The organism is Micromonospora sp. NPDC049004 (assembly GCF_040649315.1).
In the GTDB taxonomy this organism is placed as follows: Bacteria; Actinomycetota; Actinomycetes; order Mycobacteriales; family Micromonosporaceae; genus Micromonospora.
In genome coordinates, this window is the sequence record NZ_JBEZFG010000001.1 from 582780 (window position 1) to 609434 (window position 26655).

The 26655-nt window shown below is 73.0% G+C and carries 21 protein-coding genes; 15 read left to right on the forward strand and 6 right to left on the reverse strand.

From position 1 onward, the window contains the following. The first annotated feature begins 97 nt into the window (after nt 1–97). From AB0B97_RS02530 to AB0B97_RS02540, 3 genes are all read left to right on the forward strand, one after another. Complete coding sequence (locus tag AB0B97_RS02530; RefSeq protein ID WP_357490044.1) at nt 98–445, forward strand: STAS domain-containing protein; 348 nt, start codon at nt 98–100, stop codon at nt 443–445. 71 nt (nt 446–516) lie between these two features. Next, the gene (locus AB0B97_RS02535; protein WP_007459564.1) at nt 517–960 is read left to right on the forward strand and encodes a response regulator; all 444 of its coding nucleotides are present in this window, start codon (nt 517–519) and stop codon (nt 958–960) included. A gap of 178 nt (nt 961–1138) precedes the next feature. Then, entirely contained in the window at nt 1139–1672 is a 534-nt protein-coding gene (locus AB0B97_RS02540; RefSeq protein ID WP_234588612.1) for an ATPase, read from the forward strand. 8 nt (nt 1673–1680) lie between these two features. On the opposite strand, the gene AB0B97_RS02545 is transcribed toward AB0B97_RS02540, so the two are convergent. From AB0B97_RS02545 to AB0B97_RS02555, 3 genes are all read right to left on the reverse strand, one after another. After that, the gene (locus AB0B97_RS02545; protein WP_357490047.1) at nt 1681–2532 is read right to left on the reverse strand and encodes a hypothetical protein; all 852 of its coding nucleotides are present in this window, start codon (nt 2530–2532) and stop codon (nt 1681–1683) included. 305 nt (nt 2533–2837) lie between these two features. Continuing rightward, complete coding sequence (locus AB0B97_RS02550; protein WP_266241740.1) at nt 2838–3263, reverse strand: OsmC family protein; 426 nt, start codon at nt 3261–3263, stop codon at nt 2838–2840. A 70-nt stretch (nt 3264–3333) separates the two neighbouring features. Beyond that, the gene (locus tag AB0B97_RS02555; RefSeq protein ID WP_357490049.1) at nt 3334–4263 is read right to left on the reverse strand and encodes a serine/threonine-protein kinase; all 930 of its coding nucleotides are present in this window, start codon (nt 4261–4263) and stop codon (nt 3334–3336) included. A gap of 199 nt (nt 4264–4462) precedes the next feature. Here AB0B97_RS02555 and AB0B97_RS02560 point away from each other — a divergent pair, with 199 nt between their 5' ends. The 5 genes from AB0B97_RS02560 (at nt 4463) to AB0B97_RS02580 (ending at nt 10550) form a co-directional block, all read left to right on the forward strand. Next, a complete protein-coding gene (locus tag AB0B97_RS02560) occupies nt 4463–4693 on the forward strand; it encodes a hypothetical protein (protein ID WP_357490051.1) in 231 nt (76 codons plus the stop codon). 101 nt (nt 4694–4794) lie between these two features. Continuing rightward, nucleotides 4795–5541: a response regulator transcription factor gene (locus tag AB0B97_RS02565; protein WP_357490053.1), complete on the forward strand. Its 747-nt coding sequence runs from the start codon at nt 4795–4797 to the stop codon at nt 5539–5541. A 22-nt stretch (nt 5542–5563) separates the two neighbouring features. After that, nucleotides 5564–7054: a HAMP domain-containing sensor histidine kinase gene (locus AB0B97_RS02570; RefSeq protein WP_357490597.1), complete on the forward strand. Its 1491-nt coding sequence runs from the start codon at nt 5564–5566 to the stop codon at nt 7052–7054. A gap of 44 nt (nt 7055–7098) precedes the next feature. Further along, nucleotides 7099–9324, forward strand: coding sequence for a glycosyltransferase family 39 protein (locus tag AB0B97_RS02575; RefSeq protein ID WP_357490055.1), 2226 nt, complete (start codon nt 7099–7101; stop codon nt 9322–9324). After that, nucleotides 9321–10550, forward strand: coding sequence for a glycosyltransferase (locus tag AB0B97_RS02580; RefSeq protein ID WP_357490057.1), 1230 nt, complete (start codon nt 9321–9323; stop codon nt 10548–10550). Before AB0B97_RS02575 ends, AB0B97_RS02580 begins: the two co-directional genes overlap by 4 nt. 12 nt (nt 10551–10562) lie before the next feature. Here the strand turns inward: AB0B97_RS02580 and AB0B97_RS02585 are convergent, their stop codons facing one another. Further along, on the reverse strand, nt 10563–11420 hold the full coding sequence (locus AB0B97_RS02585; RefSeq protein ID WP_357490059.1) for an arginase family protein: 858 nt from the start codon (nt 11418–11420) through the stop codon (nt 10563–10565). A 180-nt stretch (nt 11421–11600) separates the two neighbouring features. Here AB0B97_RS02585 and AB0B97_RS02590 point away from each other — a divergent pair, with 180 nt between their 5' ends. From AB0B97_RS02590 to AB0B97_RS02605, 4 genes are all read left to right on the forward strand, one after another. Beyond that, a complete protein-coding gene (locus AB0B97_RS02590; protein ID WP_007459587.1) occupies nt 11601–11750 on the forward strand; it encodes a hypothetical protein in 150 nt (49 codons plus the stop codon). A gap of 14 nt (nt 11751–11764) precedes the next feature. Then, the gene (locus tag AB0B97_RS02595; protein WP_357490061.1) at nt 11765–13195 is read left to right on the forward strand and encodes a class I SAM-dependent methyltransferase; all 1431 of its coding nucleotides are present in this window, start codon (nt 11765–11767) and stop codon (nt 13193–13195) included. Beyond that, entirely contained in the window at nt 13188–15239 is a 2052-nt protein-coding gene (locus AB0B97_RS02600; RefSeq protein WP_357490062.1) for a sulfatase-like hydrolase/transferase, read from the forward strand. Before AB0B97_RS02595 ends, AB0B97_RS02600 begins: the two co-directional genes overlap by 8 nt. A 189-nt stretch (nt 15240–15428) precedes the next feature. Next, nucleotides 15429–16712 (forward strand): citrate synthase, encoded by a 1284-nt coding sequence (locus AB0B97_RS02605; RefSeq protein WP_357490064.1) that lies wholly within the window; start codon nt 15429–15431, stop codon nt 16710–16712. A 1108-nt stretch (nt 16713–17820) separates the two neighbouring features. On the opposite strand, the gene AB0B97_RS02610 is transcribed toward AB0B97_RS02605, so the two are convergent. Together AB0B97_RS02610 and AB0B97_RS02615 are read right to left on the reverse strand one after the other, a co-directional pair. Next, nucleotides 17821–18465, reverse strand: a complete 645-nt coding sequence (locus tag AB0B97_RS02610) for a maleylpyruvate isomerase N-terminal domain-containing protein (protein WP_357490065.1) — start codon at nt 18463–18465, stop codon at nt 17821–17823. 218 nt (nt 18466–18683) lie between these two features. Beyond that, complete coding sequence (locus tag AB0B97_RS02615; RefSeq protein WP_357490067.1) at nt 18684–20129, reverse strand: glycosyltransferase family 4 protein; 1446 nt, start codon at nt 20127–20129, stop codon at nt 18684–18686. A gap of 334 nt (nt 20130–20463) precedes the next feature. On the opposite strand from AB0B97_RS02615, the gene glgX reads away from it, so the two are divergent. Genes glgX through treZ form a run of 3 tightly spaced genes read left to right on the forward strand, consistent with a single transcriptional unit; the run spans nt 20464 to nt 26616 of the window. Further along, nucleotides 20464–22581, forward strand: a complete 2118-nt coding sequence (gene glgX / locus AB0B97_RS02620; protein WP_357490068.1) for a glycogen debranching protein GlgX — start codon at nt 20464–20466, stop codon at nt 22579–22581. 1 nt (nt 22582) lies between these two features. Beyond that, nucleotides 22583–24889, forward strand: a complete 2307-nt coding sequence (treY, locus tag AB0B97_RS02625; RefSeq protein ID WP_357490070.1) for a malto-oligosyltrehalose synthase — start codon at nt 22583–22585, stop codon at nt 24887–24889. Then, on the forward strand, nt 24886–26616 hold the full coding sequence (gene treZ / locus AB0B97_RS02630) for a malto-oligosyltrehalose trehalohydrolase (protein WP_357490072.1): 1731 nt from the start codon (nt 24886–24888) through the stop codon (nt 26614–26616). Before treY ends, treZ begins: the two co-directional genes overlap by 4 nt. The last annotated feature ends 39 nt before the right edge of the window (nt 26617–26655 follow it).

Here is a 26655-nt window from a genome sequence, read left to right on the forward strand (position 1 = left end):
CGGACGATCACCACGCGCTGCGGACCGTCGTACCCCCCTGCGTATACTTGCCGGACTGCAAACGTCCCACCCGACGGGTGGAGCGAGGGGGAGAACGGTGACGTTCAGCGTCAGCCACGCCGAGCGCGACGGCGGTGCGGCCTGCCTGCGGCTCGCCGGTGAGCTGGACCTGAGCACCGCCGGGGAGCTGGCTGCCGCCATCGACAAGCTCACCGCGGCGGGCGAGCGGCGGGTGCTGCTCGACCTCACCGACCTGACCTTCTGCGACTCCACCGGGATGGCCGTGTTCGTCCGCGGCGACAACCAGGTCGCCGCCGACGGGGGTTGGTTGCGGATCACGGGCGCCACCGGGCGGGTCGAGCGTGTGTTGCGGGTCACCGGTCTGGCGGACGTGCTGCGATACCTTCCGGACACGGTCGACCCGGCGTTCAAGAGCGCCTCCTGATCAGCTAGATTTCCCCGCCAGCACGGTGACCGTTCCGGTCTCCTTTCTCCGCCGACCCGAGGCAGGTAGTGATGGGCGACAGCCCGCAGCCGGTACGCATCCTGGTGGTCGACGACGATCCGGGTGACGTGCTGATGATCGAGGAGGCGTTGGCCGACTCCGACGTCGAGAAGATCATTGACGTGGTCAGCGACGGCGAGGAGGCGATGGAGTTCCTGCGCGCCGAGGGCCGGCACGTGCAGGCCCGCCGACCGGACGTCATCCTGCTGGACCTGAACATGCCGCGGATGGACGGGCGTCAGGTGCTCGGCGCGGTCAAGCAGGACGAGGATCTGCGGACGATTCCGATCGTGGTGCTGACCACCTCGAACGCCGACACCGACATCGTGGGCAGCTACACGTTGCAGGCCAACGCGTACGTCACCAAGCCGATCGACCTCGACGACTTCAACGACGTGGTGCGCCGCATCGACGAGTTCTTCGGCCGCGTGGTCGTGCTGCCCAAGCGCCAGTGATCCGCCCGGCGCGGCCGGTCGGCATTGTCCCCGCCGCCGGCCCGACGTGGCCCGTCGCCGCGCCGCGCCCGCCTGACGCGCACGCATGCTGAACAATTTTCCCGAACCGCCTCGGTCGTCGTCGCCGCGTCCGAGGATCCAGGTGGGGATGTAACAGCGGCTGCCTGGGGGCGACAGTATGAGGTTCTCCGTCGTGAAGACCGGCTACGACCAGCGGCAGGTGGATTCCTGCCTGGATGAGCTGGGGATCCGGTTGTCCCGACTCGCGGCGCGGGCGGAGGGCGCCGCCGGGGCGACCCGCGAGTGGGACGAGATCCGCCAGGAGGCGACCTGGCTCAGCGGGCTGCTCCAGCGGCTCGACCTGGGCGACGCGGGGACGACCCGGCAGGCCGGCGACGCCGTGCGGCGGGAGGCGGCCGAGATCCTGGCGCAGGCCCGCTGCGAGCTGGACGAGGCCCGCGAGGAGGCCCGGCGCGTGCGCGAGCAGGCGTACGCGGACGCCGTGCAGGCCCGGCGGGACTTCGAGGAGGCGTTGCAGGCGCGGCGTCGCCGGGCGGCGCTGGTCGACGAGATCCTCACCGGCGTGAGCGTCGAGCCGGTGCCGGCCGACACGCCCACGGCGGCGGCCGGAACGGGCGTACCGGCGACCCGGGTGGCGGCCGGCGGCCGGGACGCGGGCGCCGAACCGCCCAGCGGGCGTCCGGCCCGCTGAACGCAGGCTCAGACGGCGAGCGCCGCCGCCACGGTGCTGGCGCGCTCCTCGTGCTGGGCGTACGCGTCGGGGAAGGCGGAGATCTGCACGGCCTGGGCGGCGGCGGTGACGCTCATGTCCTCCCAGCCGGGGATCTCGGCCAGCGCCGTGTAGAAGGCCCGGGCGGCGTACGAGGGGCGCATCAGCTCGGCCACCGTGCCCCAGCCGCTGCTGGGCCGCTGCTGGAACAGCCCGACCGAGTCGTGGTCGGCGCCGCTGCCCTGGTGCGGGTACTGCGTCGACTCCGGCAGCACGTCGCTGGCCAGGTTGTAGAGGTTGCTCTCCTGCATCGCGGTGGCCAGCGCCACCACCAGGGCGCGGCGCGGCATCTTCAGCTCCAGGCCGACATCCACGATGATCTTGGCGTTGTCCATCTGGGTCTGGTCGAGCCCGGCCACCGGGCGCGGCCGGCGGGGCTTGACCGGCTTCTTGGGCGCCTTGCGGGTGGCGGTGGGGGTGGGCGTCGGCGACGCCGTGGGGGTGGTGGGAATGACCCGGGCGGGGGCGGCGTCGCGGTCCAGCGACCGGGAGGCGCGCTCGTCGGCGATGGCGGCCCGGTCGGCCAGCGCGTCGGCCATCGGTCGTACGGGCCGCGGGGTGTCCTCGGCGCCCCGGGCGGCGGCGAACGCGCCCAGGCCGAGACAGCAGGTGACGCCGGTGGCCAGGGCGACCCGGACGGGGGTGGAGCCCAGTCGGGGGCGGCGCGGCGGGTCGGGGGCCCGGTGACGGCCGATCGTCCGTTCGGTTGATGCGGCGTCGCCCGAACGGGTGGTCGGGAGCGCGTCGGTCAGCTTCTGGGCGGCGGGGTCGACGGGATGCACCCGCCGAGGCTAGATAGTCGACGGCCCGCTGCCATCGGCCCGTACGGTGGCATGCGCCACAATTTGCCCGGATCATGGCTGTCATATCGGGCGAAGATCGGTGGAAATGGTGAAACCTCGCTGATCAGGCGAGCCGGTTATTCCCGACTAGCCCGGCTAACCCGGTCACCGCTGCCGGATCCCGCACCGACTCCGGCCGCTCCCCGAGCATCCACTCTTCGGAGGGTGTCCGCTCCACCGGACGGTGGAGGCCCACGGTGGTCGTCCGACGGATGGGCCTGCGAAAGCCCGCAGACCGGCACTGATCAGTGTCGGCCGTTCTCCGCCGGCGTCACGGTCAGTCGGTGCCGCGTGTTGTCTCCGCTGGAGAACGGCCAGAGCCGATCGGCGTACTCGACCAGATCGGCCAACTGCGCGCGGCTCAGGCCGGCCGACGAGATCGAGGCGTGCACATCGGCGCGGTAACGGCCGTCGTCGTCGCGGCCCAGCTTCGCCTCGGCGCGTACCTGGACCGTGTGCGCCTCGTTCGTGATCTCCCCGGCCGCCTCCACCGCCGCGTGGTGCAGGCAGGACGCGAAGGCCGCGGCCAACAACTGCTCCGGTCTCAGGCCGGTGCAGTGCGCCGCCAGCGGCGACGCCAGCGGCGTGCTGAGCCCCCCGTCGTCGGTGCGTACATGGCCGCCCTCGGCCGTCGCGGTGGCCTCATGCAGCCAGGAACTGGGACTCGGCATCGCGTTCCTCCCGTCACTCACCAGCCCGGCTACCCGGCCGAGGGCTGGCGAAACGCCGGGCCACCCGGGTTCAGGGCCCGTCGACCATCGACAGCGCCTCGGTGGCCTCCGCGGCGGCCCGTTCGGTCCACGGCGACGTCGACGCGGATCGGCGCGGCGTGGGGATCATCATCGGCACGTACACCCGGGCGTCCACGGCCTCGGCCAGCAGCAGCGCGGCGACCAGGCTGGTCGGACGCTCCGCCGGGTCGTCGGCCAGGCAGGAGCGGCACAGCTCGGACACCTCCGGCGGCAGCCCGTCGATCTCGGGCAGCGGCTCCGGAGGCCGGGTCCGACGCTGCGTCAGCAGCTCCGCCGCATTGCTCGCCTGGTAGGGCAGCCGACTGGTCAGGCAGTAGTAGAGCAGCACACCGAGGGCGTACATGTCGGCCGCCGGGGTCGGGGGCGTGCCGTCGAGCTGCTCGGGCGCCAGGTACGCCGGGGTGCCGAGCACCATGCCGTCCGGCATCGGGTCCGCGACGCCGGCCGGGGTGGCGATGCCGAAGTCGAGGACCTTCACCCCGACCGGGGTGAGCATGACGTTGGCCGGCTTCACGTCGCGGTGCACGATGCCGCTCGCGTGGGCGGCGGACAGCGCGGCGGCGACCTCCGCGCAGACGCGTACCGAGATGCGCCAGTCCAGCGGGCCGGCCCGCAGGTGCGCGGCGAGCGTCTCGCCCTCGGCCAGCTCCATCACGATGTAGGGCGTCCGGCGGCCGGGGAGCGTCGAGGACGTGCCGAAGTCGTGCACGCTCGCGACGTTCGGGTGCACCAGCCGCGCGGCGGAGCGGGCCTCCGTGCGGATGCGGTCCACCAGGTCGTGCACATCCCCCGGGCCGGGCGAGATGAGCTTCACCGCGACCGGCCGGTCCAGCACCCGGTCGTGCGCTCGCCACACCTCGGACATCCCGCCCACGCCGATACGCTGTTCGAGCTGGTACCGCCCGTCCAGCGTGCGCATCGACCACTCCTCGCTCTCGCCCGCCGACGGCGGGTGCCTTCGAACGCGGTACCCGGGGTCCGAGCTGGGCAAACCGTGCGGTGATCGGGCGCGGCCGATCCGGGCGTACACCGGCGCGGCCCGGTGGCGGGTGCGGTAGCTTGCGATCCAGGGCTGGGCGCACCGAGCGTGCCGGCACGGTCACCAGGGGGACACCGCGATGAGCGAGGTCACCGTACGCTTCGTGGGCGGTCCCGCGGACGGCCTGGTCCGCGAGGTTCCGGCCGATGCGGACGGGGCCCCGCCACGGCGTTGGATCATGCGGCACCCGGACGGCACCGGCCCGACGCAGCCCGGTCCCGACCACCTCTACGAGCGCGACAGGCCGGACGGCCTGGGCGGGTGGAGCATGCGGTTCGTGCGGACCGACGCCTACGGGGTGTCCGAGTGAGCACGGGCGAGGGCTGAGCGGTGGTCCGGCGGCCCGGCCGCACAGCTGGCGCACAGGTGGGGCAGAGCCGCGACACAGCGGACCCGCCCACGATGGGGGCCATGGTCATCCAGGGGCAGACCGTGCCGGGCCGGATCGAGCTTCGCCGCCCCGACGGCGAACCGGTCCGGGTGCTGGTGGTCGACGACGAGGCGACGCTCACCGACCTGCTGGCGATGGCGCTGCGCTACGAGGGTTGGCAGGTGCGCAGCGCCGGCAACGGGATGGCGGCGCTGAGCGCCGCGCGGCAGTTCCAGCCGGATGCCGTCGTGCTCGACGTGATGCTGCCCGACCTGGACGGCTTCCAGGTGCTGCGCCGGCTGCGCGAGCACGCCCCCACCGTGCCGGTGTTGTTCCTGACCGCCCGCGACGCGGTCGAGGAGCGCATCGCCGGGCTGACCGTGGGCGGCGACGACTACGTGACCAAGCCGTTCAGTCTGGAGGAGGTGATCGCCCGGCTGCGCGCGCTGCTGCGCCGCTCCGGCTTCGCGGTCGCCGCCCAGGGGGAGGCGCTGCTGACCGTCGGCGACCTCAGCCTCGACGAGGACAGCCACGAGGTCCGCCGCGCCGGCCAGCTCATCACGCTGACCGCCACCGAGTTCGAGCTGTTGCGCTACCTGATGCGCAACCCGCGCCGGGTGCTGAGCAAGGCGCAGATCCTCGACCGGGTGTGGAACTACGACTTCGGTGGCCAGGCCAACGTGGTGGAGCTGTACATCTCGTACCTGCGTAAGAAGATCGACGCCGGCCGACCGCCGATGATCCACACGCTGCGCGGCGCGGGCTACGTCCTCAAGCCCGCCGACTGACCGGGGGCCGCGCCGCCGGCCGCTGCGCGTCGCCCGGCGCTGGCTTGCGGGCCGGTCGCTGCGGACCCGCCTGGTACTCGCCCTGGTGGCACTGCTCGCCCTGGTCAGCGTGGCGATCGGCGGGCTCACCACTGTCGCCCTGCGGCACTTCCTGGTCGGCCAGGTCGACGCCCAGTTGACGATGGGCGACCGGCCGCGCGCCGACGTGCCGCCGTGGTTCCGCCAGGGCAGCGACCCCGGGCGGCCCGCCTCACGTCCGGGCGGCGTCGACCCGCCCCCGCCGGAGCCTCCGCGCGGTTTTCCGCCGGGCTCGCTGGCCGTGCGCCTCGCCGACGGCGTCACCACGGCGACGAGGAGTACCGAGAACGGCAGCCTCGCCGACGTGCCAGCCGCGGACGCCGCGCGGCTGGTCGCGCTGCCCACCGACGGTCGGCCGCGCACCGTCGGCCTCGGCGGGGGCGGTGATGTCCGGGCGGTGGCGCGGCAGCTCCCCAACGGAGACGTGCTGGCCGTGGCGATCCCGCTGTCGGGCGTGCGGGACACCGTCTGGGCGCTGGTCGCCGCGCAGGCCGGTGTGGCCGCCGTCGGGCTGCTGCTCGCGGGCGCGGCCGGCGCGCTGATCGTGCGCGCCACGCTGCGCCCGCTGAACCGGGTCGCCGCCACCGCCACCCGGGTCACCGAGCTGCCGCTGGACCGGGGCGAGGTCGCGCTCGCCGTCCGGGTGCCGGCCGGGGACACCGACCCGCGGACCGAGGTCGGTCAGGTCGGCGCGGCGCTCAACCGGATGCTCGGCCACGTCGCCGACGCGCTGTCCGCGCGGCAGGCCAGCGAGACCCGGGTACGCCAGTTCGTCGCCGACGCCAGCCACGAACTGCGCACGCCCCTCGCGGCGATCCGGGGGTACGCCGAGGTGGCCCGGCGCGGCCGCGACGAGGTCCCCGCCGACGTGGCGCACGCGCTGCGCCGCGTCGAGTCGGAGAGCACCCGGATGACACGTCTCGTCGACGACCTGCTGCTGCTGGCGCGGCTCGACACCGGCCGGCCGCTCGCCGTGGACCCGGTCGACCTGTCCGCCCTGGTGGTGGACGCGGTGAGCGACGCGCACGTGGCCGGGCCCGAGCACCGCTGGCAGCTCGACCTGCCCGAGGTGGTCATCCGGGTGCCCGGCGACGCCGCCCGCCTGCACCAGGTGGTGGCGAACCTGCTGGCCAACGCCCGCGTGCACACCCCGCCCGGCACGACTGTCACCACCACGCTGGCCGTCGAGGCGGACGCCGCCGTGCTCACCGTCGCCGACGACGGGCCGGGGGTGCCGGCGGAGCTACGGCCGGAGATGTTCGAGCGGTTCGCCCGGGGCGACAGCTCCCGGTCGCGGGCGCACGGCAGCACCGGCCTCGGCCTGGCGATCGTGGCGGCGGTGGTGGAGGCCCACCACGGCACCGTCGCCGTCGACAGTCGGCCGGGGCGGACCGTGTTCGTCGTCCGCCTGCCCAATCCCACAGCTGACGCATAGTCGGCGCACGGGGTCCCGCCAGTCCGGCCGCCGAGGCTTGCCGCATGGACAGAACAGACACCCTGCCGACGACGCCCGCCGAACCGGTGGGACCGCCCCGCACGACCACGCACCCCGGGGAACACTCGCCGCCGGCGGGCCGTGCGGCGACCTGGACCCGGCTCGCCCTGGTGGTCCTGCTCCTGGGCACCGGCCTGCTCTATCTCTGGGGCCTGAGCGCCTCCGGCTGGGCCAACTCGTTCTACGCGGCAGCCGTGCAGGCCGGCTCGGTGAGCGCGAAGGCGTTCTTCTACGGCTCGTCGGACGCGGCCAACTCGATCACCGTGGACAAGACGCCCGCCTCGCTGTGGTTGATGGCCCTGTCGGTGCGCGTCTTCGGGCTCAACAGCTGGGCGATGCTCGTCCCGCAGGCACTGTGCGGGGTCGCCTCCGTCGGCGTGCTCTACGCGAGCGTCAGGCGCTGGTACGGGCCGGTCGCCGGCCTGATCGCCGGCGCCGTCCTCGCCCTCACCCCGGTGGCGACGCTGATGTTCCGCTTCAACAACCCGGACGCGCTGCTCGTGCTCTTGCTGGTCGGCGGCGCGTACGCCGTCGTGCGCGCGCTGGAGACGGCCAGCACCCGGTGGATCGTGCTGGCCGGCGCGCTTGTCGGCTTCGGCTTTCTGACCAAGATGCTCCAGGCGTTCCTGCTGGTGCCGGTGTTCGCGGGTGTCTACCTGCTGGCCGCGCCGACCGGGCTGTGGCGGCGGGTGCGGCAACTGCTGCTGGCCGGTCTCGCGGTGGTGGTGTCCGCCGGCTGGTGGGTGGCCGTCGTCGAACTCGTCCCGGCCAGCTCCCGCCCGTACATCGGCGGGTCGCAGGGCAACAGCATCCTGGAGTTGACCCTCGGCTACAACGGCCTCGGCCGGATCACCGGCGACGAGGTGGGCAGCGTCGGCGGCGGCGCCGGGCGGATGGGCGGTGGCGGCGGCCCGTTCTCCGGGCAGACCGGCCTGCTGCGGATGTTCGACGGCGAGGTCGGCGGTCAGATCTCCTGGCTGCTGCCGGCCGCGCTGATCCTGCTGGTCGCGGGTCTGGTGGTGGCCGGGCGGACCGCGCGGACCGACCGCACCCGGGCTGGCCTGCTGCTGTGGGGCGGCTGGCTGCTGGTCACCGGTCTGATCTTCAGCTTCATGTCCGGGATCTTCCACGCCTACTACACGGTGGCGCTCGCCCCGGCCGTCGGCGCGCTCGTCGGCATCGGCGTCACCCTGCTCTGGCGCGAACGCCGCCCGCAGGCCGACCCGGTTGACGATCCGGTTGCCGCGTCCCGCTGGCGGCGGTGGCGTCCACTGGCCGCCACGGCGACGCTCGCGGCCACCCTCGCGGTCACCGTGTGGTGGGCGTGGGTGCTGCTCGGGCGCAGCCCCGACTGGTACCCGTGGCTGCGTACCGCCGTGCTGGTCGCCGGCCTGCTCGCCGCGGCCCTGATCCTGCTGGCCGCCCGACTGCCGCGCCGGCTGGTGTCAGTGGTGCTGGGCGTCGGCGCGGCGGCGGCCCTGGCGGGGCCGGCGGCGTACGCGGCGCAGACCGCCGCGACCCCGCACACCGGCTCGATCCCGAGCGCCGGCCCGGCGGTGGCGGGCGGTTTCGGTCGCGGTGGCTTCCCCGGCGGGCGACCGCCTGGCGGCATGGCGTTCCCCGGCGGTGGGCAGGTCCCTGGCGACGGCCGCACCGGCGACCGGAACGGCGGGCAGTTCCCCGGCTTCCCGGGCGGCGGGCAGGCGCCGGGCGCACCCGGCGGTGCGCAGGCGCCCGGTGCTCCGGGCGGCGGGCAGGCGCCGGGCTTCCCGGGCGTTTTCCCCGGCGGCGGTCGGCTGCCCGGCGGCGGTGGTGGCCGGGAAACCGGGGGCGGCATGGGCGGTCTGCTCGACGCCCGCGAGCCCAGCGTCGCGCTGCGCGAGCTGCTGGAGCGCGACAGCGAGGACTACACCTGGGTGGCGGCCACTATCGGTTCCAACAACGCCTCCGGCTACCAGTTGGCCACCGGCGAGCCGGTGATGCCGATCGGCGGATTCAACGGCAGCGACCCGTCACCGACGCTCGCGCAGTTCCAGCGCCACGTCGCCGAACACAAAATCCACTACTTCGTGGGGGGTGGCGGCTTCCGGGCCAACGGTGGCAGCTCCGCCTCGCAGGAGATCTCCGCCTGGGTCGGGGAGACCTTCACGGCGCAGACAGTGGACGGGATCACCGTCTACGACCTGAGCGCCGGCGCGGAGGCGTCGTGACCGCGCTCGGCGGCCCCCGTGCCGCCGTCCGGACCCGATCCACCAGCGACGGCGCGGTGCTGGACGTGGTGATCCCCGTCTACAACGAGGAGGCCGACCTCGGGCCCTGCGTACGCCGGTTGCACGCGCACCTGACCGAGCACTTCCCGTACCCGTTCCAGATCACCGTCGCCGACAACGCCAGCGTGGACGGGACCCTCGCCGTGGCCGAGGCGCTCGCCGCCGAGCTGCCCGGCGTCGGCGTACGCCACCTGGACGCCAAGGGGCGGGGGCGGGCGCTGTCCGCTGCCTGGTCCGCGTCGTCCGCGCCGGTGCTTGCGTACATGGACGTGGACCTGTCCACCGATCTGGCCGCACTGCTGCCGCTCGTCGCGCCGCTCATCTCCGGCCACTCCGACCTGGCGATCGGCACCCGGCTGGCGCACACGTCCCGGGTGGTGCGCGGCACCAAGCGGGAGGTGATCTCCCGGGCCTACAACCTGTTGCTGCGGGGCGCGCTGGCGGCGCGGTTCTCCGACGCGCAGTGCGGGTTCAAGGCGATCCGCGCGGACGTGGCCGCCGGGCTGCTCCCGCACGTCCGCGACACCGGCTGGTTCTTCGACACCGAGCTGCTGGTGCTCGCCCAACGGGCCGGGCTGCGCATCCACGAGGTGCCGGTGGACTGGGTCGACGACCCGGACAGCCGGGTCGACATCGTCGCCACCGCCCTGGCCGACCTGCGGGGGATGGGCCGCCTCGGCCGGGCGCTGATGACCGGCGCGCTGCCGCTGGCCGAGCTGCGCGCCCAACTCGGGCGGGCGTCGCTGACCGCGCCGTCGCCGCAGGTGCCGGTCGGGCTGCCCCGGCAGCTGACCCGGTTCGCCGCCGTCGGGGTGGCCAGCACGCTGGCGTACCTGCTGCTGTTCGTGGCCACCCGGGGCGCGCTCGGGGCGCAGCCGGCGAACCTGCTGGCCCTGCTGGTGACGGCGGTGGCGAACACGGCGGCGAACCGGCGGCTGACGTTCGGCATCACCGGCAGCCGGCACGTCGGTCGCCACCACGCGCAGGGGCTGCTGGCGTTCGCGCTCGGCCTGGCGCTGACCAGCGGGGCGCTGGCGGTGCTGCACGCCTTCGTCGCCGTGCCTGCCAGACCGGTGGAGCTGGCCGTCCTGGTGGCCGCGAACCTGGCCGCGACGGTGCTGCGCTTCGTGCTGCTGCGCCTCGGCATGCACCACCGGCGGGGCTGAGACAGCCGGCGGTCAGCCGCCCAGCACGTCCGCGAGGACCTCGACGACGCGTCGCGCGTGGCGTCCGTCGGGGTCCTCGTCGGCGTTCAGGTCGGTCACGCTCATCCCGAGCAGCCGATCGGCGCGGGCCAGCGGGGTCACCAGCGCCGCCAGGTCGGGCCAGCGCAGCCCGTCCGGCTCGGGGTAGGTCACCGCCGGCAGGTCCCGCGGGTCCACCACGTCCAGGTCGAGGTGCAGCCAGGCCGGCTCGTCGCCGCCGGCCGCCAGGGCCGCCCCGACCACAGCCGCGCCCCGGCGCAGCAGGTCGGCTGCGGGCACCTGGTGGATCGCCGGATCGATCCGGGACGCCTCGACCCGGCCGTCGTCGTCGGACGGCGGGCGGTGCCCGAGCAGGTGTACCCGTGCGGGGTCGACCAGGGCCTCGTCGACGCCGATCGCGGCGGCCGGGCCGTGCCCGGTTACCACCGAAAGGTCCATGTCGGCGGCCTCGCCGGTCGGCGAGGTCGCGCCGTCGAGGAAGTCGGGATGGGCGTCGACGAACCACAGCTCGGTCGTGCGCGGCAGGCCGCGGCAGATGCCGGGCAGGATCGCGCAGTCCCCGCCGAGCACGAGCGGCCGACGACCGTCGGAGATCAGTGCGGCGACCCGGCTGCTCAGCGCCGCGCCGGCCCGGACCAGGCCGGCGGCCCCGATCACCCCGCTCGCCGGGTCACGGGCCGGGTCGCGGAGCCATGCCTCGTCCACCTGCCCGTCGTCGTCAGCGGTGAGCGCGTCCAGCAGGCCGGCCCGGCGCAGGGCGGCTGGGGCCCGCTCCTCGCCGCGTCGCGCGCCGGAGGAGTCCAGTGGCGCGTCCACGACTGTCCAGCGCACCTTCGCAGCGTACCGACGGCTGGCGCTTTCTGTGGCCAGGCTGGGAGTCCTCCGATGTGGCCGCGACGGCGGGAACGAGCAGCGTACGGTGATGGACAAGTCCGGCTTTCTGGGTTAAAAGCCTCACCGCTGCATTCCCGGGACGCCGGTGTCGAGACGGGCGAGGGGAAGGAGCGGTCGGTGATCCATCTGGCCTACCTGGACGCGGGATCCGGCAGCCTGATCGTGCAGGCCGTCGTCGGCGGGGTGGCCGGCGCCGCGGTCGCCGCCAAGCTCTACTGGCGACGGCTGGTCGACCGGTTCCGCCGGCAACCCACCGACCAGCGGTAGCGGTCGCCGCGACGATGACTACCTCACCCACCGGGGTACGCCCCGAGCCCGCCTCCTTCCGCGACCCCGCCAACCGGGTGTTCCACGTCGGCGACGAGGTGCTGCGTGGGCTCGACGCCCAGGCCGCCGAGCACTGGCGGACCCTCGCGGCCAGCCCGTTCTTTCCCACGCTCGTCTCGGCGGGCAAGGTCTGCGCCACCGAGGACGCGCCGCCCACGCTGGTGCCCGCCGCGGCCGGCACCCCGTGGGCTGCGGTGCTGCGCCACGAGCGCATCCCGTTCGTCTCCCACCCGTACGAGTGGTCCTTCGGCATGCTGCGCGACGCCGCGCTGCTGCACCTGGAGATCCTGCGCACCGCCCTCGCGAACGGCTTCACCACCAAGGACGGCTCCGCCTACAACCTGCAGTGGCGCGGCGCGAAACCGGTCTTCATCGACATCGGCTCGTTCGAGCCGGTCCGCGACGGGGAGCCGTGGGCCGGCTACCGGCAGTTCTGCCAGACCGTGCTCTACCCGCTGCTGCTCACCGCCCACCTGGGCGTGGACTTCCAGCCCTGGCTGCGCGCCCAGGTCGACGGCATCGAAGCCGACCAGCTGCGCCCCCTCTTCGGCGGCACCCGCCGGCTGCGCCCCGGCGTCCTGACCCACCTGCACCTGCACGGCGCCATGCAGCAACGCAACGCCGCCGCCAGCACCAGCGACGTGAAGGCCCAACTGCGCGCCGCCGGCTACTCCCGGGACCTGCAGGTGGCCACCGTACGCGGCATCGAGAAGCTCGTCCGCCGGCTGGAGCACCGTCCGACGGGCAGCCACTGGTCGGACTACCAGCGCACCTGCGGCTACTCGGCGCGCGACCGGGTCGCCAAGGAGCAGTTCGTGGTCACCGCGGTGGCCGCCGCCGCCCGTCCGCGCCTGGTGCTCGACCTGGGCGCCAACGACGGCCGGTACGCCCGACTGGCCGCCGGACACGCGGACTACGTGGTCGCCGTCGAGCAGGATCCGGCCGTGGTCGACGAGCTGTACCGGGCGTTGCGCTCCGAGGGGCAGCAACGGATCCTGCCGCTGGTCGTCGACCTGGCCGACCCGTCGCCCGGCGGGGGTTGGCGTGGCGTCGAACGTGCCGGCTTCGCGCAGCGGGCGTCGGCGGACGTCGTACTCGCCCTGGCCCTGGTGCACCACCTGGCGATCGGCCGCAACGTGCCACTGCCGGAGGTCGTCGACTGGCTGGCCGGGCTGAGCGCACCCGGCGGCGCCGTGGTGGTGGAGTTCGTCCACCCGGACGACCCGATGGCCACCCGCCTGCTGGCCAACAAGCCCGACGGGCTCTTCCCGGACTACCGGCGCGACACCTTCGAACGGCTCCTCGCCACCCGGGGCCGGATCACCGACCGACTGGAACTGCCCTCGGGCACCCGCACGCTCTACCGGGCGGTGATGGGTGGCTGAACCGGCAGTCGCCGACCCGTCGGGACCCGTCGCCGGCCCGCCGGCACCCGGGCGCTGGGACCGGGGCTGGCGCGGCGAGCTGGGCCGGCTGCTGGAGATCGTGGCGCTGGTCGGGCTGGTCATCACCCAGCCGCTGCTGGACGTACTCGGCCGCAGCCCCGACTTCTTCCTCTTTCACCGCGCCGACGTCGGCCAGATCCTGCTGCTGGTCGCCCTGGTGGCCCTCGCGCCCACCGTGCCCGTGGCGCTGCTCGGCGCACTGAGCCGACTGGCCGGCCGCACCGCCCGCGCGCTCACCCACATGACGCTGGTCGGGCTGCTGCTCGCCGCCTTCGCCGTGCAGGTGGGCCGGCACACGACGCCGCTTCGGGGCGTACCCCTGCTGGTGCTTGCCGGTCTGGCCGGTCTGGGCGGCGCGGCCACCCACCGTCGGTGGCGCTCGCCCGGCCGCGCGCTGCGACTGGCCGCCGCCGGACCGGTGGCCTTCGTGGCGCTGTTCCTGTTCGTCTCGCCCACCTCGGCGGTCGTGCTGCCGCGCGGCGACGGCGGCGCGGTCGGCGCCGCGCAGGGCGCGGCCGTGCACCCGCCGGTGGTCATGCTGATCCTCGACGAGCTGCCGCTGGTCAGCCTCCTCGGCGGCGACGGCCGGATCGATGCGGCGCGGTTCCCGCACTTCGCCGAGCTGGCGGCAGGCTCGACCTGGTACCGCAACGCCACCGGGGTGAGCGGCTGGACGCCCAACGCGTTGCCGGCGATGCTCACCGGCCGCTACCCGGCACGGCCGGTCGCGCCGCACTACTCGCAGTACCCGGACAACCTGTTCACCGCCTTCGGTGGCCTGTACGACATCCAGGCCCAGGAGAGCATCACCCGGCTCTGCCCACCCAGCCGGTGCGAGCAGCCCGTCGCACCCGAACAGGGCCTCGGTGTGCTGGTCCGCGAGACCGGCAAGCTGCTCGGCCAGGTCGCCGGGCCGACGAACACCCGCGTCGACCCGGAGGACTCGTACCGGGAGCAGACCCGCGTCGAGGCCGGCCTGGACGCCGCCGAGCCGGTCCCCGCCGATCCGAAGTTCCGCTGGGACAGCCTCGACGACAACCAGCCGGCACGGTTCACCAGCTTCCTGGCCGGCCTGAAGCCGCAACCCCGACCCGCCCTGCACTTCCTGCACCTGCTGATGCCGCACTCCCCGTGGGCGTACCTGCCGTCCGGCGCCCGCTACGACGCCCCGGAGGACCTGCCGAACGACGGCGCGGGCTGGGTCGAGCTGGCCCGCCAGCGGCACCTCGCCCAGCTCGGCTACACCGATCGGCTGATCGGGGAGACCCTGCGGACGCTGCGTGCCAGCGGCCTCTACGACCAGGCCCTCGTCGTCGTCACCGCCGACCACGGGGTGAGCTTCCATCCGGGGGCGCAGGGCCGGGGCATGGACGCCATCAAGGCCGCCGCCGGCGAGGTCGCGTGGGTGCCCATGTTCGTCAAGGAACCCGGGCAGCAGACCGGCCGGGTGGACGACCGCAACTGGGAACACGTCGACCTGCTGCCCACCGTCGCCGACGAAGCCGGCATCCGCCTGCCCTGGCACGTCGACGGCCGCTCCGCCCGGCAGGCCCCCCGCGCTGACGCCACGAAACACTTCTACGACACCCCCGGGCAGGTGGTCACCTTCGGAGGCGGCGTGCCCACCCCGCCGCCGCTGCCGACACCGCACCCCCTGGTGGGCACCGAGGTCCGCGCCGGCCCGACCGGCGGCAGCGCCCAGGTCGCCGACCTGGCCGCCTTCCGGGCCGCCGACCCGGACACCGGCACCCTCCCGGCGCTGGTCTGGGGTGACGTGCCGGACGCGATACCAGACGGCACGCTCCTGGCCGTCGCCGTCAACGGCCGGATCGGCGCGGTGGTCCCGGTGGTGCCGACCGACCCCGGCGGCCGGCGCTTCGCCGCGCTGCTCACCGACGACCGGCTGTTCCGCGCCGGCACGAATCAGCTCGACGTCTACCAGGTCGCAGCGGACGGTACGCTACGACGCCTCGCGTTGTCCTGATCTGCCGGCCTCCCGGCGGGGTTTCTTCGGCTCCCGCCTGGCGGGACGGTGGGTTTCCCGGCGGCCCAGTCGGGAATCGGGTGACGCATACCTCACCGCCGAACCACGGCGGGCAGTGTCCCCCGAGCCGCAATTACGGTAGAAGCGAAGGCAATTCAACGTAGATCTGCCGGCGAAGCGAGGAACCACATGACGGAAGTCAAGCTCGATCACCCCGGTGGGCAGCTGTCGATGCCGGTACACGCCGCGGTCGAGGGCCCCGCTGGCATCGGGGTGAGCAAGCTGCTGAAGGAAACCGGGATGACGACGTACGACCCCGGTTTCGTCAACACCGCAGCTGCCTCATCCGCGATCACCTACATCGACGGCGACGCGGGGATCCTGCGTTACCGGGGATACCCGATCGAGCAGCTGGCCGAGAAGTCCTCCTTCCTGGAGGTCTCTTACCTGCTCATCTACGGTGAGCTGCCCACCGAGCAGCAGCTGACCGAGTTCACCGAGTGGATCCGGCGGCACTCGCTGCTGCACGAGGAGATGCGCCGCTTCTTCGACGGCTTCCCCCGCGACGCGCACCCGATGGCGGTGCTGTCGTCGGCGGTCAGCGCCCTGTCGACCTTCTACCAGGACAGCCTGGACCCGTTCGACTCCGAGCACGTGGAGATCTCCACGGTCCGGCTCATGGCGAAGGTCCCCACCATCGCCTCGTACGCGTACAAGAAGTCCATCGGGCAGCCGCTGCTCTACCCGGACAACTCCCTCGGGTACGTGGACAACCTGCTGCGCATGACCTTCGGTGTGCCGGCGGAGCCGTACGAGGTCGACCCGGTGATGTCGAAGGTGCTGGACATGCTCTTCGTCCTGCACGCCGACCATGAGCAGAACTGCTCCACGTCGACCGTCCGGCTGGTCGGCTCCAGCAACGCCAACCTGTTCGCCTCCGTCTCGGCGGGCGTGAACGCCCTGTTCGGCCCGTTGCACGGCGGCGCCAACCAGGCGGTGCTGGAGATGCTCCAGCAGATCCACGCCGGCGACGGCGACGTCCGGTCCTTCGTCCGCAAGGTCAAGGACAAGCAGGACGGCGTCAAGCTCATGGGCTTCGGCCACCGGGTCTACAAGAACTACGACCCGCGGGCGGCGATCGTCAAGAAGGCCGCGCAGGACGTGCTGGGCCGGATGGCCAAGCCGGACCCGCTGCTGGACATCGCCATGGAGCTGGAGGAGATCGCGCTCGCCGACGACTTCTTCGTCTCCCGCCGGCTCTACCCGAACGTGGACTTCTACACCGGCCTGATCTACAAGGCCATGGGCTTCCCCACGAAGATGTTCACGGTGCTGTTCGCGCTCGGCCGGCTGCCCGGCTGGATCGCCCAGTGGCGCGAGATGATCAACGACCCGGAGACGAAGATCGGCCGTCCGCGGCAGGTCTACGTCGGCGCCGCCGAGCGGGACTACCTCCCCTTCGCCGACCGCTGACCTCCGTTCTTTCGCACCACCCGCAGGCCGCCGACCCGATCCGGGCCGGCGGCCTGCGCCGTACCCGGCCGCTCGCCCGCGGCGGCCCGTGGGGCTTCCGCCGGGCCTTGCGGCGTGGCTGTCCGTGGGGCTTTGGCTGCGTTGTCTTGCGTGGCGGCCCGTGCGGCTTCCGCCGGGCCTTGCGGCGTGGCTGTACGTGGGGCTTTGGCTGCGCTGTCTCGCGTGGCGGCCCGTGCGGCTTCCGCCGGGCCTTGCGGCGTGGCGGCCTTGCGGCGCATTGGCTTGGCGGACTGGGCGCTTCGGGCTTGGCGGGCCGACCGGGCCCGCACCGGCCGGTGGCCCTCCTACCCTCCTACCGATACCCCGAGTGCCTGGTTCGGCCCCTGTCGAGCTGCCCCATTTATGGGGCGAGGCGGTGCGGGGCGGTGCGGGAGGCGGGGTGGTGCGACGCGGGTCGGTGCGAGGCGAGGCGAGGCGGGCAGGGCGGTGCGAGGCGGGGCGGGGCGGGGCGGTGCGAGGCTGGCAGGGCGGTGCGGTGCGGGCGGTGCGAGGCGACGCGGTGCGAGGCGAGGCGGGCACGGCGGTGCGAGGCGGGGCGGGGCGAGGCGGGGCCGTGCGAGGCTGGCAGGGCGGTGCGGTGCGGGCGGTGCGAGGCGACGCGGTGCGAGGCGAGGCGAGGGGCGGGGCAGGGCGGGGGAGGCTTCAAACGCCCGATTCCGGCTGGCCACGCTGACGGACGGCTTGGCGGGTTGATCGAACTGGAGCCACCGATGATCGACTCCAGTTCGCCGATATCGCGGTATCCACGGCGTCGGGACACCACAACCTCGGCGAGGTGGAGTCGATCAAGGCGCGGTCCCGGCCAATCTCGGTGAAGTGGGGGGTAGGTCAGGGGGCGGTCCCCGACCTTCGGCTTATCGGTGGCGCTCATCCGCGCTTCGGTGGCGCTCATCCGCCCCTTCGGTGACGCTGATCCGCGCTTCTGGCTTTCAGCGTCCGCCCCATTTATGGGGCAGGTCGACAGGACGCGAACAAGGCACCCAGAGGGCCGGGGACACCGGGCCCGGGCGGCGCGGCGCGGCGTGTGGGCCGCGTCGGACGTTGAGGGTCAGAAGGCGGAGATGTCCCGGGCTCGCTCGCTGCGGCTCAACGCCCCGATCAGCGCCGACTGGCCGTGCCGGCGGACGGCCAGGCGGACCAGCAGGTCGCGTACGGGGTCGAAGACCTCCGCCGGGAACTCCGGCGTGGGTACGCCGACGCTGACCGCGAGGTCGTCGGAGTGCACGACGATCTCCAGTTGGCGCGTGAGCAGGAAGTCGGCGCGGCGCAGGGACCAGCCCTGCCACGGGATCGGCACGACGTCGAGGGCGGCACCCCGCGACAGCAGGTCGCTGACCTTCGCCAGCGCCTCCCCGGAGCGGGCGTGCAGGTCTTCCGGGCCGTGGAGCGCGTCGGCCTCGTCCGAGCCAGCGGCGACCGCGTCGGCGGACGGAGTGCCCTCGGTGACCCAGGCGGCCCGCTCGTAGTGGCTGTCGGCCGACTCCAGCGTGGGCAGGTCGGCGGGTGTCGGCAGCAGCTCGGCGGCCCGTATGGCCTGATGCCCGAGGTGGCACGCCAGGGCGCCCACGGACAGGTGCGGCAGGGCGCTCGGCTTCGACCACTGTGCGGACACCTCGGGGCGCCGGATCAGGTCCAGCGCGATGGCGGCGGCGACCGGAAAGGCGGAATCGAGGGCGTCAACAGGACGAGACATCCGCACATTCTGGCAGGCCCGACCGACGGCGCCGAGCAGCGAGACAGGGCCGGCGCGGCAGCCAGCGCCCAGCAGCGAGAGACGGCCAGCGCCGAGCAGCGAGCCAGGGCCGGCGCCGCAGCCAGCGCCGAGCGGCGAGGCTCGGCTTGCGGGGCGTCGGGGTGTCCCCGGCGCAGGGACACCCCGACGTCCCGAAGACCGGGTCGATCAGGTCAGCGTCAGCGCAGGCCGGCGGCGGCGAGCAGGTTGCCCTCGGGCAGCGCCGGGAGGGCCCGGCCCTGGGACATCCGCTGCTCGGCGCGCTCGGCCGTGAACGTGGCGTCGTTGGCGATGGCCGCGGCGTAGCTGGCGGCGGTGCGCTGGGCGATGGCCGACCAGCCGTACTGGTCGTTAACCATCCGGCGGGCGCGACGGGCCATGGCGCGGGCCCGCTCACGGTCGGACAGCAGCGCGTCGACGGCGTCGCCGAGCCCGTCCGGGTCGTGCGGTCGGAACGTCATCCCGGTCGCTCCCGGTTCCACGATCTCGGCGAGACCGCCGGTGGCCGCGACGGCCAGGGGCGCTCCGGCGGCGGCGCCCTCCAGGGCCACCATGCCGAACGGCTCGTAGATGCTCGGCACCGCGAAGCAGTCGGACGCGGCCATCAGCGCCGGCAGGTCGTTGCCGCCCAGGAAGCCCGGCATGGTGACCATGCCGCCCAGGCCACGGCGGTGCACCTCGGCCTCCAACTCGGCGCGGTACGGGCCGTCGCCGGCGATCACCGCGCGCAGCCCCGGGTGCCGCTCGCGCAGGCGGGGGAGGGCGGCGATCAGGTGCTGCACGCCCTTCTCGTAGACGAGCCGGCCGGCGAAGGTGACCAGCGGGCCGTCCCCGGCGAACCGGGCCCGCGCCGCAGCCACGTCCCGCGCCGGCACCTTCCAGCGGTGCGACTCCACGCCGTTGGCGACCACGTCGACGCGGCCGGCCGGTACGCCGAACAGCGCGCCCACCTCGTCGCGCATGTAGCCGGAGCAGACGATCACCCGACCGGACTCGCTGCTGAGCCACTGCTCGACACCGTGGATGGTGCGGTTCATCTCCTCGGGCAGCCAGCCCTGGTGCCGGCCCGCCTCGGTGGCGTGGATGGTGGTGACCAGCGGGAGGTCGAGGTGTTCGGCGAGGGTGGTCGCGGTGTGGGCGACGAGCCAGTCGTGGGCGTGGATGACGTCGTAGCTGCCGGCCTGGGTGGCGCGCAGGGCGGTGCGGGTGAGGGTGTGGTTGAAGGCCATGGTCCAGGCCAGGAGGCTGCTGGTGGCGAGGGGGAAGGTGACGGGGTCTTCGGGGGCGCGCAGGATGCGTACGCCGTCGGCGTATTCCTCCAGGGGTGCGCCGTCGGCGTGGCGGGTGACGACTGTGACGTCGTGGCCGGCGGCGGCGAGGGCGACGGAGAGGGCGTGGACATGGCGGCCGAGGCCACCGACGAGCACCGGCGGGTACTCCCAGGACAACATGAGGATGCGACGGGTCTGCGGCGGCACCCCGGGACCGGAGTGCGCGGGCACGATCGCGCCGGGCTGCGCGGACGGACCGGGCTGCGCGGGAAGCTGCGGCCGGGAGGTCAGGGTGGGCCGGTGGCTCCGGTCCTTGGTGGCAGCGAGCTGCTCATCGACCCGCAGGGTCGTCACATCAATCTCCGTCCATGCATGGTGGTGCGCGCCGGCGTCAGTGGCGGCGGAGCGAGAGGTGGAAAGGGTGGCTGAGGGCCGAGTGGGGTCGCGCGCGGACGCGTGCCCCCCGACAAGCAAAAGGCATCGAGCCCCGGAACGCACCTTGAAAGCGTCCATGGTGACGGAGGACACCTGAGGGTGTAGCACGCATCAGACAGGTGGATTCCGGTCATCGCCTGAAAGGATGGATTGGCGCACCGGGGCGCAGGGCAATACCGGCGTGCGCGCGGGCGACCTGTCGTCGGCGCGCTCGTGGCGCGGTGCGCACATGACCATGGTCTGAAGGAGCGACATGCAGGTCTGGCCGGGCGAGCGGTATCCCCTGGGCGCCACCTACGACGGGATGGGCACCAACTTCGCCATCTTCTCCGAGGTGGCCGAGCGGATCGAACTCTGCCTCTTCGACGAGTGGGACACCGGCGCCGAGCGCCGCGTCGAGCTGCGCGAGGTGGACGCCTACGTCTGGCACGCGTACCTGCCGGGCATCGAGCCGGGGCAGCGTTACGGCTACCGGGTGCACGGGCCGTACGACCCGGCGAACGGGCTGCGCTGCAACCCGCACAAGCTGCTGCTCGACCCGTACGCCAAGGCCATCGACGGTGACGTCACGTGGGACCCGGCGGTGTACGACTACGACATGGGCGACCCGGAGCGGATGAACGAGAGCGACTCGGCGCCGTTCATGCCGAAGTCCGTGGTGGTCAATCCGTACTTCGACTGGGGCAACGACAAGCCGCCGCGTACGCCGTACCACCACTCGGTGATCTACGAGGCGCACGTGCGTGGGCTGACCATGCGCCACCCGGACATCCCGGAGGAGCTGCGCGGCACGTACGCGGGCATCGCCTCCCCGCCGATGATCGAGCACCTGACCCGGCTCGGTGTGACGGCGATCGAGCTGATGCCGGTGCACGAGTTCGTACACGACCACCGGCTCGTCGACCTTGGCCTGCGCAACTACTGGGGTTACAACACGATCGGCTTCTTCGCACCGCACCACGGCTACTCGGCGCTGGGCCACCTCGGGCAGCAGGTGCAGGAGTTCCGGGGCATGGTCAAGGCGCTGCACGCGGCCGGCATCGAGGTCATCCTCGACGTGGTCTACAACCACACCGCCGAGGGCAACCACCTCGGGCCGACGTTGAGCTTCAAGGGTGTGGACGCGCCCAGCTACTACCGGCTCAGCGAGGAGGACCGGCGCTACTTCGTGGACTACACGGGCACCGGCAACAGCCTCAACGTGCGCAGCCCGCACTCGCTGCAACTGATCATGGATTCGCTGCGGTACTGGGTGACCGAGATGCACGTCGACGGCTTCCGGTTCGACCTGGCGGCCACCCTGGCCCGCGAGTTCTACGAGGTGGACCGGCTGTCGACGTTCTTCGAGGTGGTGCAGCAGGACCCGGTGGTCAGCCAGGTCAAGCTGATCGCCGAGCCGTGGGACGTCGGCCCCGGCGGCTACCAGGTGGGCAACTTCCCGCCGTTGTGGACCGAGTGGAACGGCAAGTACCGCGACACGGTGCGGGACTTCTGGCGCGGTGAGCCGGCCACCCTGGCCGAGTTCGCGTCGCGGATCTCCGGCTCCGCCGACCTGTACCAGGACGACGGCCGCCGCCCGTTCCACAGCATCAACTTCGTCACCGTCCACGACGGGTTCACCCTCAACGACCTGGTGTCGTACAACGACAAGCACAACGAGGCCAACGGCGAGGACAACCGGGACGGCGAGAGCCACAACCGCTCGTGGAACTGCGGCGTGGAGGGCGACACCGACGACGACGCGGTGCTCGCCCTGCGGGCCAAGCAGCGGCGCAACTTCCTGGCCACCCTGATGCTCTCGCAGGGCGTGCCGATGATCGGCCACGGCGACGAGCTGGGCCGCACCCAGCACGGCAACAACAACGCCTACTGCCAGGACAGCGAGCTGGCCTGGATCGACTGGGACAACGTCGACGAGCAGCTGCTGGACTTCGTCCGTACGCTCACCGATTTCCGCAAGCGGCACCAGGTGTTCCGCCGTCGCCGGTTCTTCACCGGCCTGCCGGTGGGTGGGCGCGGCATCGACGAGCCGTTGCCCGACCTGGCCTGGCACACCCCCGACGGGCGGGAGATGACCGGCGAGGACTGGGGCAACGACTTCGGCCGCTCGGTGGCGCTGTTCGTCAACGGTGAGGGTATCCGCGAGCGCGGCCAGTACGGCCAGAAGCACCACGACGCCTCGTTCCTGCTCTGCTTCAACGCCCACGACGCGCCGCTGGACTTCACGATGCCCGGCAGCGAGTACGGCCAGAAGTGGGAACGGGTGATCAGCACAGCCGAGCCCGAGCCCGACGACGCCACGGTGATCAGCGCGGGCGGCACCATCCGGGTGCCGGACCGCTCCCTGGTGGTGCTGGAAAGGACGATCTGACATGGCCTCCACCCCTCCGCAGGCCACCTACCGCGTCCAGGTCCGTCCCGGCTTCGACCTGGACGCCACCGCAGGCATCCTCGACTACCTCGTCGACCTGGGCGTCAGCCACCTCTACACCGCCCCGCTGCTGGCCGCGACGCCCGGCTCTCAGCACGGGTACGACGTTGTCGACCACCGCACGGTCAACCCGGAGCTGGGCGGCGAGGCCGCCCGGCAGCGGCTGCTGCGGGCGCTGCGCGAGAAGCGGCTCGGCCTGGTCGTCGACATCGTGCCCAACCACGCCGGGGTCGCCGTACCGCCGGCCAACCCGCCCTGGTGGGACGTGCTGCGCCGGGGGCGCGACTCGTCGTACGCCGACTGGTTCGACATCGACTGGGACCGGGGCCGGCTGCTGCTGCCGGTGCTGGCGGACGACCCGGCCGCCCTGGACGACCTGAAGCTCGTCGACGGGGAGCTGCGCTACCACGAGCACCGCTTCCCGATCGCCGACGGCACCGGCGACGGCAGTGCCCGCGAGGTGCACGACCGGCAGCACTACGAGCTGATCTCGTGGCGGCGCGGCGACGCCGAGTTGACGTACCGCCGGTTCTTCGCCATCGCGGGCCTTGCGGGCCTGCGCGTGGAGGACCCGGCGGTGTTCGCCGCCACCCACGAGCTGATCCTGGCCTGGGCCGCCGCCGGCGAGGTCGACGGCATCCGCGTCGACCACCCGGACGGCCTGCGCGACCCCGCCGGCTATCTCGCGCGGCTGCGCGAGGCCGCGCCGGAGGCCTGGCTCGTGGTGGAGAAGATCCTGGAGTACGGCGAGGAGCTGCCGGACTGGCCGGTGGACGGCACCACCGGCTACGACGCCCTCGCCGCGGTCAACGGCCTCTTCGTCGACACCGACGCCGAGGGCGACTTCACTGTCCTGGACACGCACCTCACCGGGCACCACACCTCGTGGCAGGACCTGACCCACACCACGAAGCTGGCCGCCGCGACGACGCTGCTCGCGGCCGAGCTGACCCGCCTGGCCGCGCTCGCCCCCGAGGTGCCGACCGAGCAGGCCCGCGCGGCGCTCGCCGAGCTGGCCGCAGCCTTCCCGGTGTACCGCGGCTACCCGCCGCACGGCGCCCGGCACCTCGCCGCCGCCCGCTCCGAGGCCGGCCGCCGACGCCCCGACCTGACCGGCGCCCTGGACGCGATCACCCGCCGGCTGCGCGACAGCGACGACGAGCTGGCGATGCGCTTCCCGCAGCTCACCGGCGCGGTGATGGCCAAGGGCGTGGAGGACACCGCGTTCTACCGCTGGACCCGGTTCGTGGCGCTCAACGAGGTCGGCGGCAGCCCCGCCCACTTCGGTGTGCCACCTGCGGAGTTCCACCGCTTCGCCGCCGCCCAGCAGGTCCGCTGGCCCGCCAGCATGACAACCCTCTCCACCCACGACACGAAGCGCGGCGAGGACGTGCGCGCCCGCCTCGCCGTGCTCAGCGAGCTGCCGGGCCGTTGGGCGGAGCAGGTCAAGAGCTGGATGGAGTACGCGCCGCTGCCCGATGCGTCGTTCTCCCACCTGCTCTGGCAGACCGCTGTCGGCGCGTGGCCGATCGAGCGGGAGCGGCTGCACGCGTACGCCGAGAAGGCCGCCCGGGAGGCCGCGGCCTCGACCAGTTGGGCGGACCCGGACCCGGCCTTCGAGCAGGCCATGCACGCGGTCATCGACCGGATGTACGACGACCCGAGCCTGCACGACGAGCTGACCGAACTCGCCGCCGCCATCACCCCGGCCGGCTGGTGCAACTCGCTCGGGCAGAAGCTGATCCAACTCACCATGCCCGGTGTGCCGGACACCTACCAGGGCACCGAGCTGTGGGACAACTCCCTTGTCGATCCGGACAATCGCCGGCCCGTCGACTTCGACGTACGCCGGGAGATGCTGGCACGGCTCGACGGCGGCTGGCGTCCCCCGGTCGACACCGACGGCGCGGCGAAGCTGCTCGTCGTGTCGCGGACGCTGCGCCTGCGGCGGGCGCACCCGGAGCTGTTCACCGGCTACCGGCCGGTGCCGGCGCACGGGCCGGTCGGCCGGCACGTGGTGGCGTTCGACAGGGGTGGCGCGATCGCCGTGGCGACCCGCCTGCCGCTGGGTCTGGCGCGCGCCGGCGGCTGGTGCGACACAGCCCTGTCGCTTGGTGTTAACGAGGTGAAGGACCTGTTCACCGGCCGGGTCTACAGTGGCGGGGAGACGTCGCTGGACACTCTTCTGGCCGACTATCCCGTCGCTCTGCTGGCTCCTCTCACCGCTGCCGAGGAGGCCGTTTCATGACCGAGTTTTCCGTCTGGGCACCGGACGCCGCCCGGGTGCGGCTGCGCCTGGCCGGCGACACCGACCACGAGATGCGCGCCGCCGCCGACGGCTGGTGGCAGGTCGAGGTGCCCGACGCAGGCCCCGGCACCGACTACTCCTTTCTGCTGAACGACGACGAGACCCCGCTGCCCGACCCCCGCTCACCGTGGCAGCCTGCGGGAGTGCACGGGCCGAGCCGCCGCTACGACCACTCCGCCTTCGAGTGGTCCGACAGCCTGTGGACCGGCCGGCAACTGCCCGGCAGCATCCTCTACGAGCTGCACATCGGCACCTTCACCCCCGACGGCACCTTCGACGCGGCCATCGACCGCCTCGACCACCTGGTGAACCTCGGTGTCGACCTGATCGAACTTCTCCCGGTCAACGCCTTCAACGGCGAACACAACTGGGGGTACGACGGCGTCTGCTGGTTTGCCCCGCACCAGCCCTACGGCGGCCCCGACGGCCTGAAACGGTTCGTCGACGCCGCCCACGCTCGCGGGTTGGGGGTGATCCTCGACGTCGTCTACAACCATTTCGGGCCCTCCGGGGCCTACGCGCCGCGGTTCGGGCCCTACCTCGCCGAGCAGAGCAACACGTGGGGCCGCTCGGTCAACCTGGACGGCCCGCAGTCCGACGAGGTACGCCGCTACATCATCGACAGCGTGCTCATGTGGCTGCGCGACTACCACGTCGACGGCCTGCGTCTGGACGCCGTGCACGCCCTGCCGGACTCGCGAGCCGTCCCCATTTTGGAGGAGCTGGCGGTTTCCGTTGAATCCTTGTCGACTCATCTGGGCCGGCCGCTGTCGCTCATCGCCGAATCCGACCTCAACGACCCGCGGCTGATCACGCCTCGGGAGGCGGGCGGGTTCGGGCTGCACGCCCAGTGGAACGACGACGCCCACCACGCGCTGCACACGTTGCTGACGGGGGAGCGGCAGGGGTACTACGGCGACTTCGGCTCCCTGGAGACGCTGTCAGACGTGCTGACGGGCGGGTTCTTCCACGCCGGGACCTGGTCTAGCTTCCGCAACCGGCACCACGGGCGGGCGCTGGATTCCCGCATCCCCGGTCATCGGCTGGTCGCCTACCTCCAGAACCACGACCAGATCGGGAACCGGGCTACCGGGGATCGGATCTCGGCTTCTCTCTCGCCGGCGCTGCTGCGGGTCGGGGCGATGCTGCTGTTGACGGCGCCGTTCACCCCGATGCTGTTCATGGGGGAGGAGTGGGCTGCTTCCACGCCGTGGCAGTTCTTCACCTCGCACCCTGAGCCTGAGCTGGCTACCGCCGTGGCTCTGGGGCGGCGGCGGGAGTTCGCGTCGCACGGGTGGGCAGAGGCGGACGTGCCGGATCCGCAGGATCCGCAGACGTTCGTACGGTCCCGGTTGGACTGGGCCGAGCTGGACAAGCCTGAGCACGCTTCGATGCTGGCGTTCTACCAGCGGTTGATCTCGTTGCGGCGGTCCGTTGCGGATCTCTCGGATCCTCGGATGCACTCGGTGTCGGTGCAGCACGGGGACCAGTTTCTGCTGATGCGGCGGGGGGAGACTCTTGTCGTGGCGAACTTCGCTGGGCGGGGGCAGGGGGTGTCGCTGCCTGGTGTGGCTCGCCGGGTCTTGTTGGCTACCGGCGAGGGGGTCACGGTGATGCGGGACCGGATTGAGCTGCCAGCGGAGACTGCGGCGATCGTGGCGCTCTGACCCGTGCCTGCCCTGCCGGCCATAGGTACATAGGGCAAC

What these genes read in the sequence shown, in the direction of transcription:
- AB0B97_RS02535 (WP_007459564.1), top strand. Translation starts at nt 517, where the DNA reads ATGGGCGACAGCCCGCAGCCGGTACGCATCCTGGTGGTCGACGACGAT.
- AB0B97_RS02540 (WP_234588612.1), top strand. Translation starts at nt 1,139, where the DNA reads ATGAGGTTCTCCGTCGTGAAGACCGGCTACGACCAGCGGCAGGTGGAT.
- AB0B97_RS02550 (WP_266241740.1), bottom strand. Translation starts at nt 3,263, where the DNA reads ATGCCGAGTCCCAGTTCCTGGCTGCATGAGGCCACCGCGACGGCCGAG.
- AB0B97_RS02555 (WP_357490049.1), bottom strand. Translation starts at nt 4,263, where the DNA reads ATGCGCACGCTGGACGGGCGGTACCAGCTCGAACAGCGTATCGGCGTG.
- AB0B97_RS02560 (WP_357490051.1), top strand. Translation starts at nt 4,463, where the DNA reads ATGAGCGAGGTCACCGTACGCTTCGTGGGCGGTCCCGCGGACGGCCTG.
- AB0B97_RS02565 (WP_357490053.1), top strand. Translation starts at nt 4,795, where the DNA reads ATGGTCATCCAGGGGCAGACCGTGCCGGGCCGGATCGAGCTTCGCCGC.
- AB0B97_RS02575 (WP_357490055.1), top strand. Translation starts at nt 7,099, where the DNA reads ATGGACAGAACAGACACCCTGCCGACGACGCCCGCCGAACCGGTGGGA.
- AB0B97_RS02595 (WP_357490061.1), top strand. Translation starts at nt 11,765, where the DNA reads ATGACTACCTCACCCACCGGGGTACGCCCCGAGCCCGCCTCCTTCCGC.
- AB0B97_RS02605 (WP_357490064.1), top strand. Translation starts at nt 15,429, where the DNA reads ATGACGGAAGTCAAGCTCGATCACCCCGGTGGGCAGCTGTCGATGCCG.
- AB0B97_RS02610 (WP_357490065.1), bottom strand. Translation starts at nt 18,465, where the DNA reads ATGTCTCGTCCTGTTGACGCCCTCGATTCCGCCTTTCCGGTCGCCGCC.
- glgX (WP_357490068.1), top strand. Translation starts at nt 20,464, where the DNA reads ATGCAGGTCTGGCCGGGCGAGCGGTATCCCCTGGGCGCCACCTACGAC.
- treY (WP_357490070.1), top strand. Translation starts at nt 22,583, where the DNA reads ATGGCCTCCACCCCTCCGCAGGCCACCTACCGCGTCCAGGTCCGTCCC.
- treZ (WP_357490072.1), top strand. Translation starts at nt 24,886, where the DNA reads ATGACCGAGTTTTCCGTCTGGGCACCGGACGCCGCCCGGGTGCGGCTG.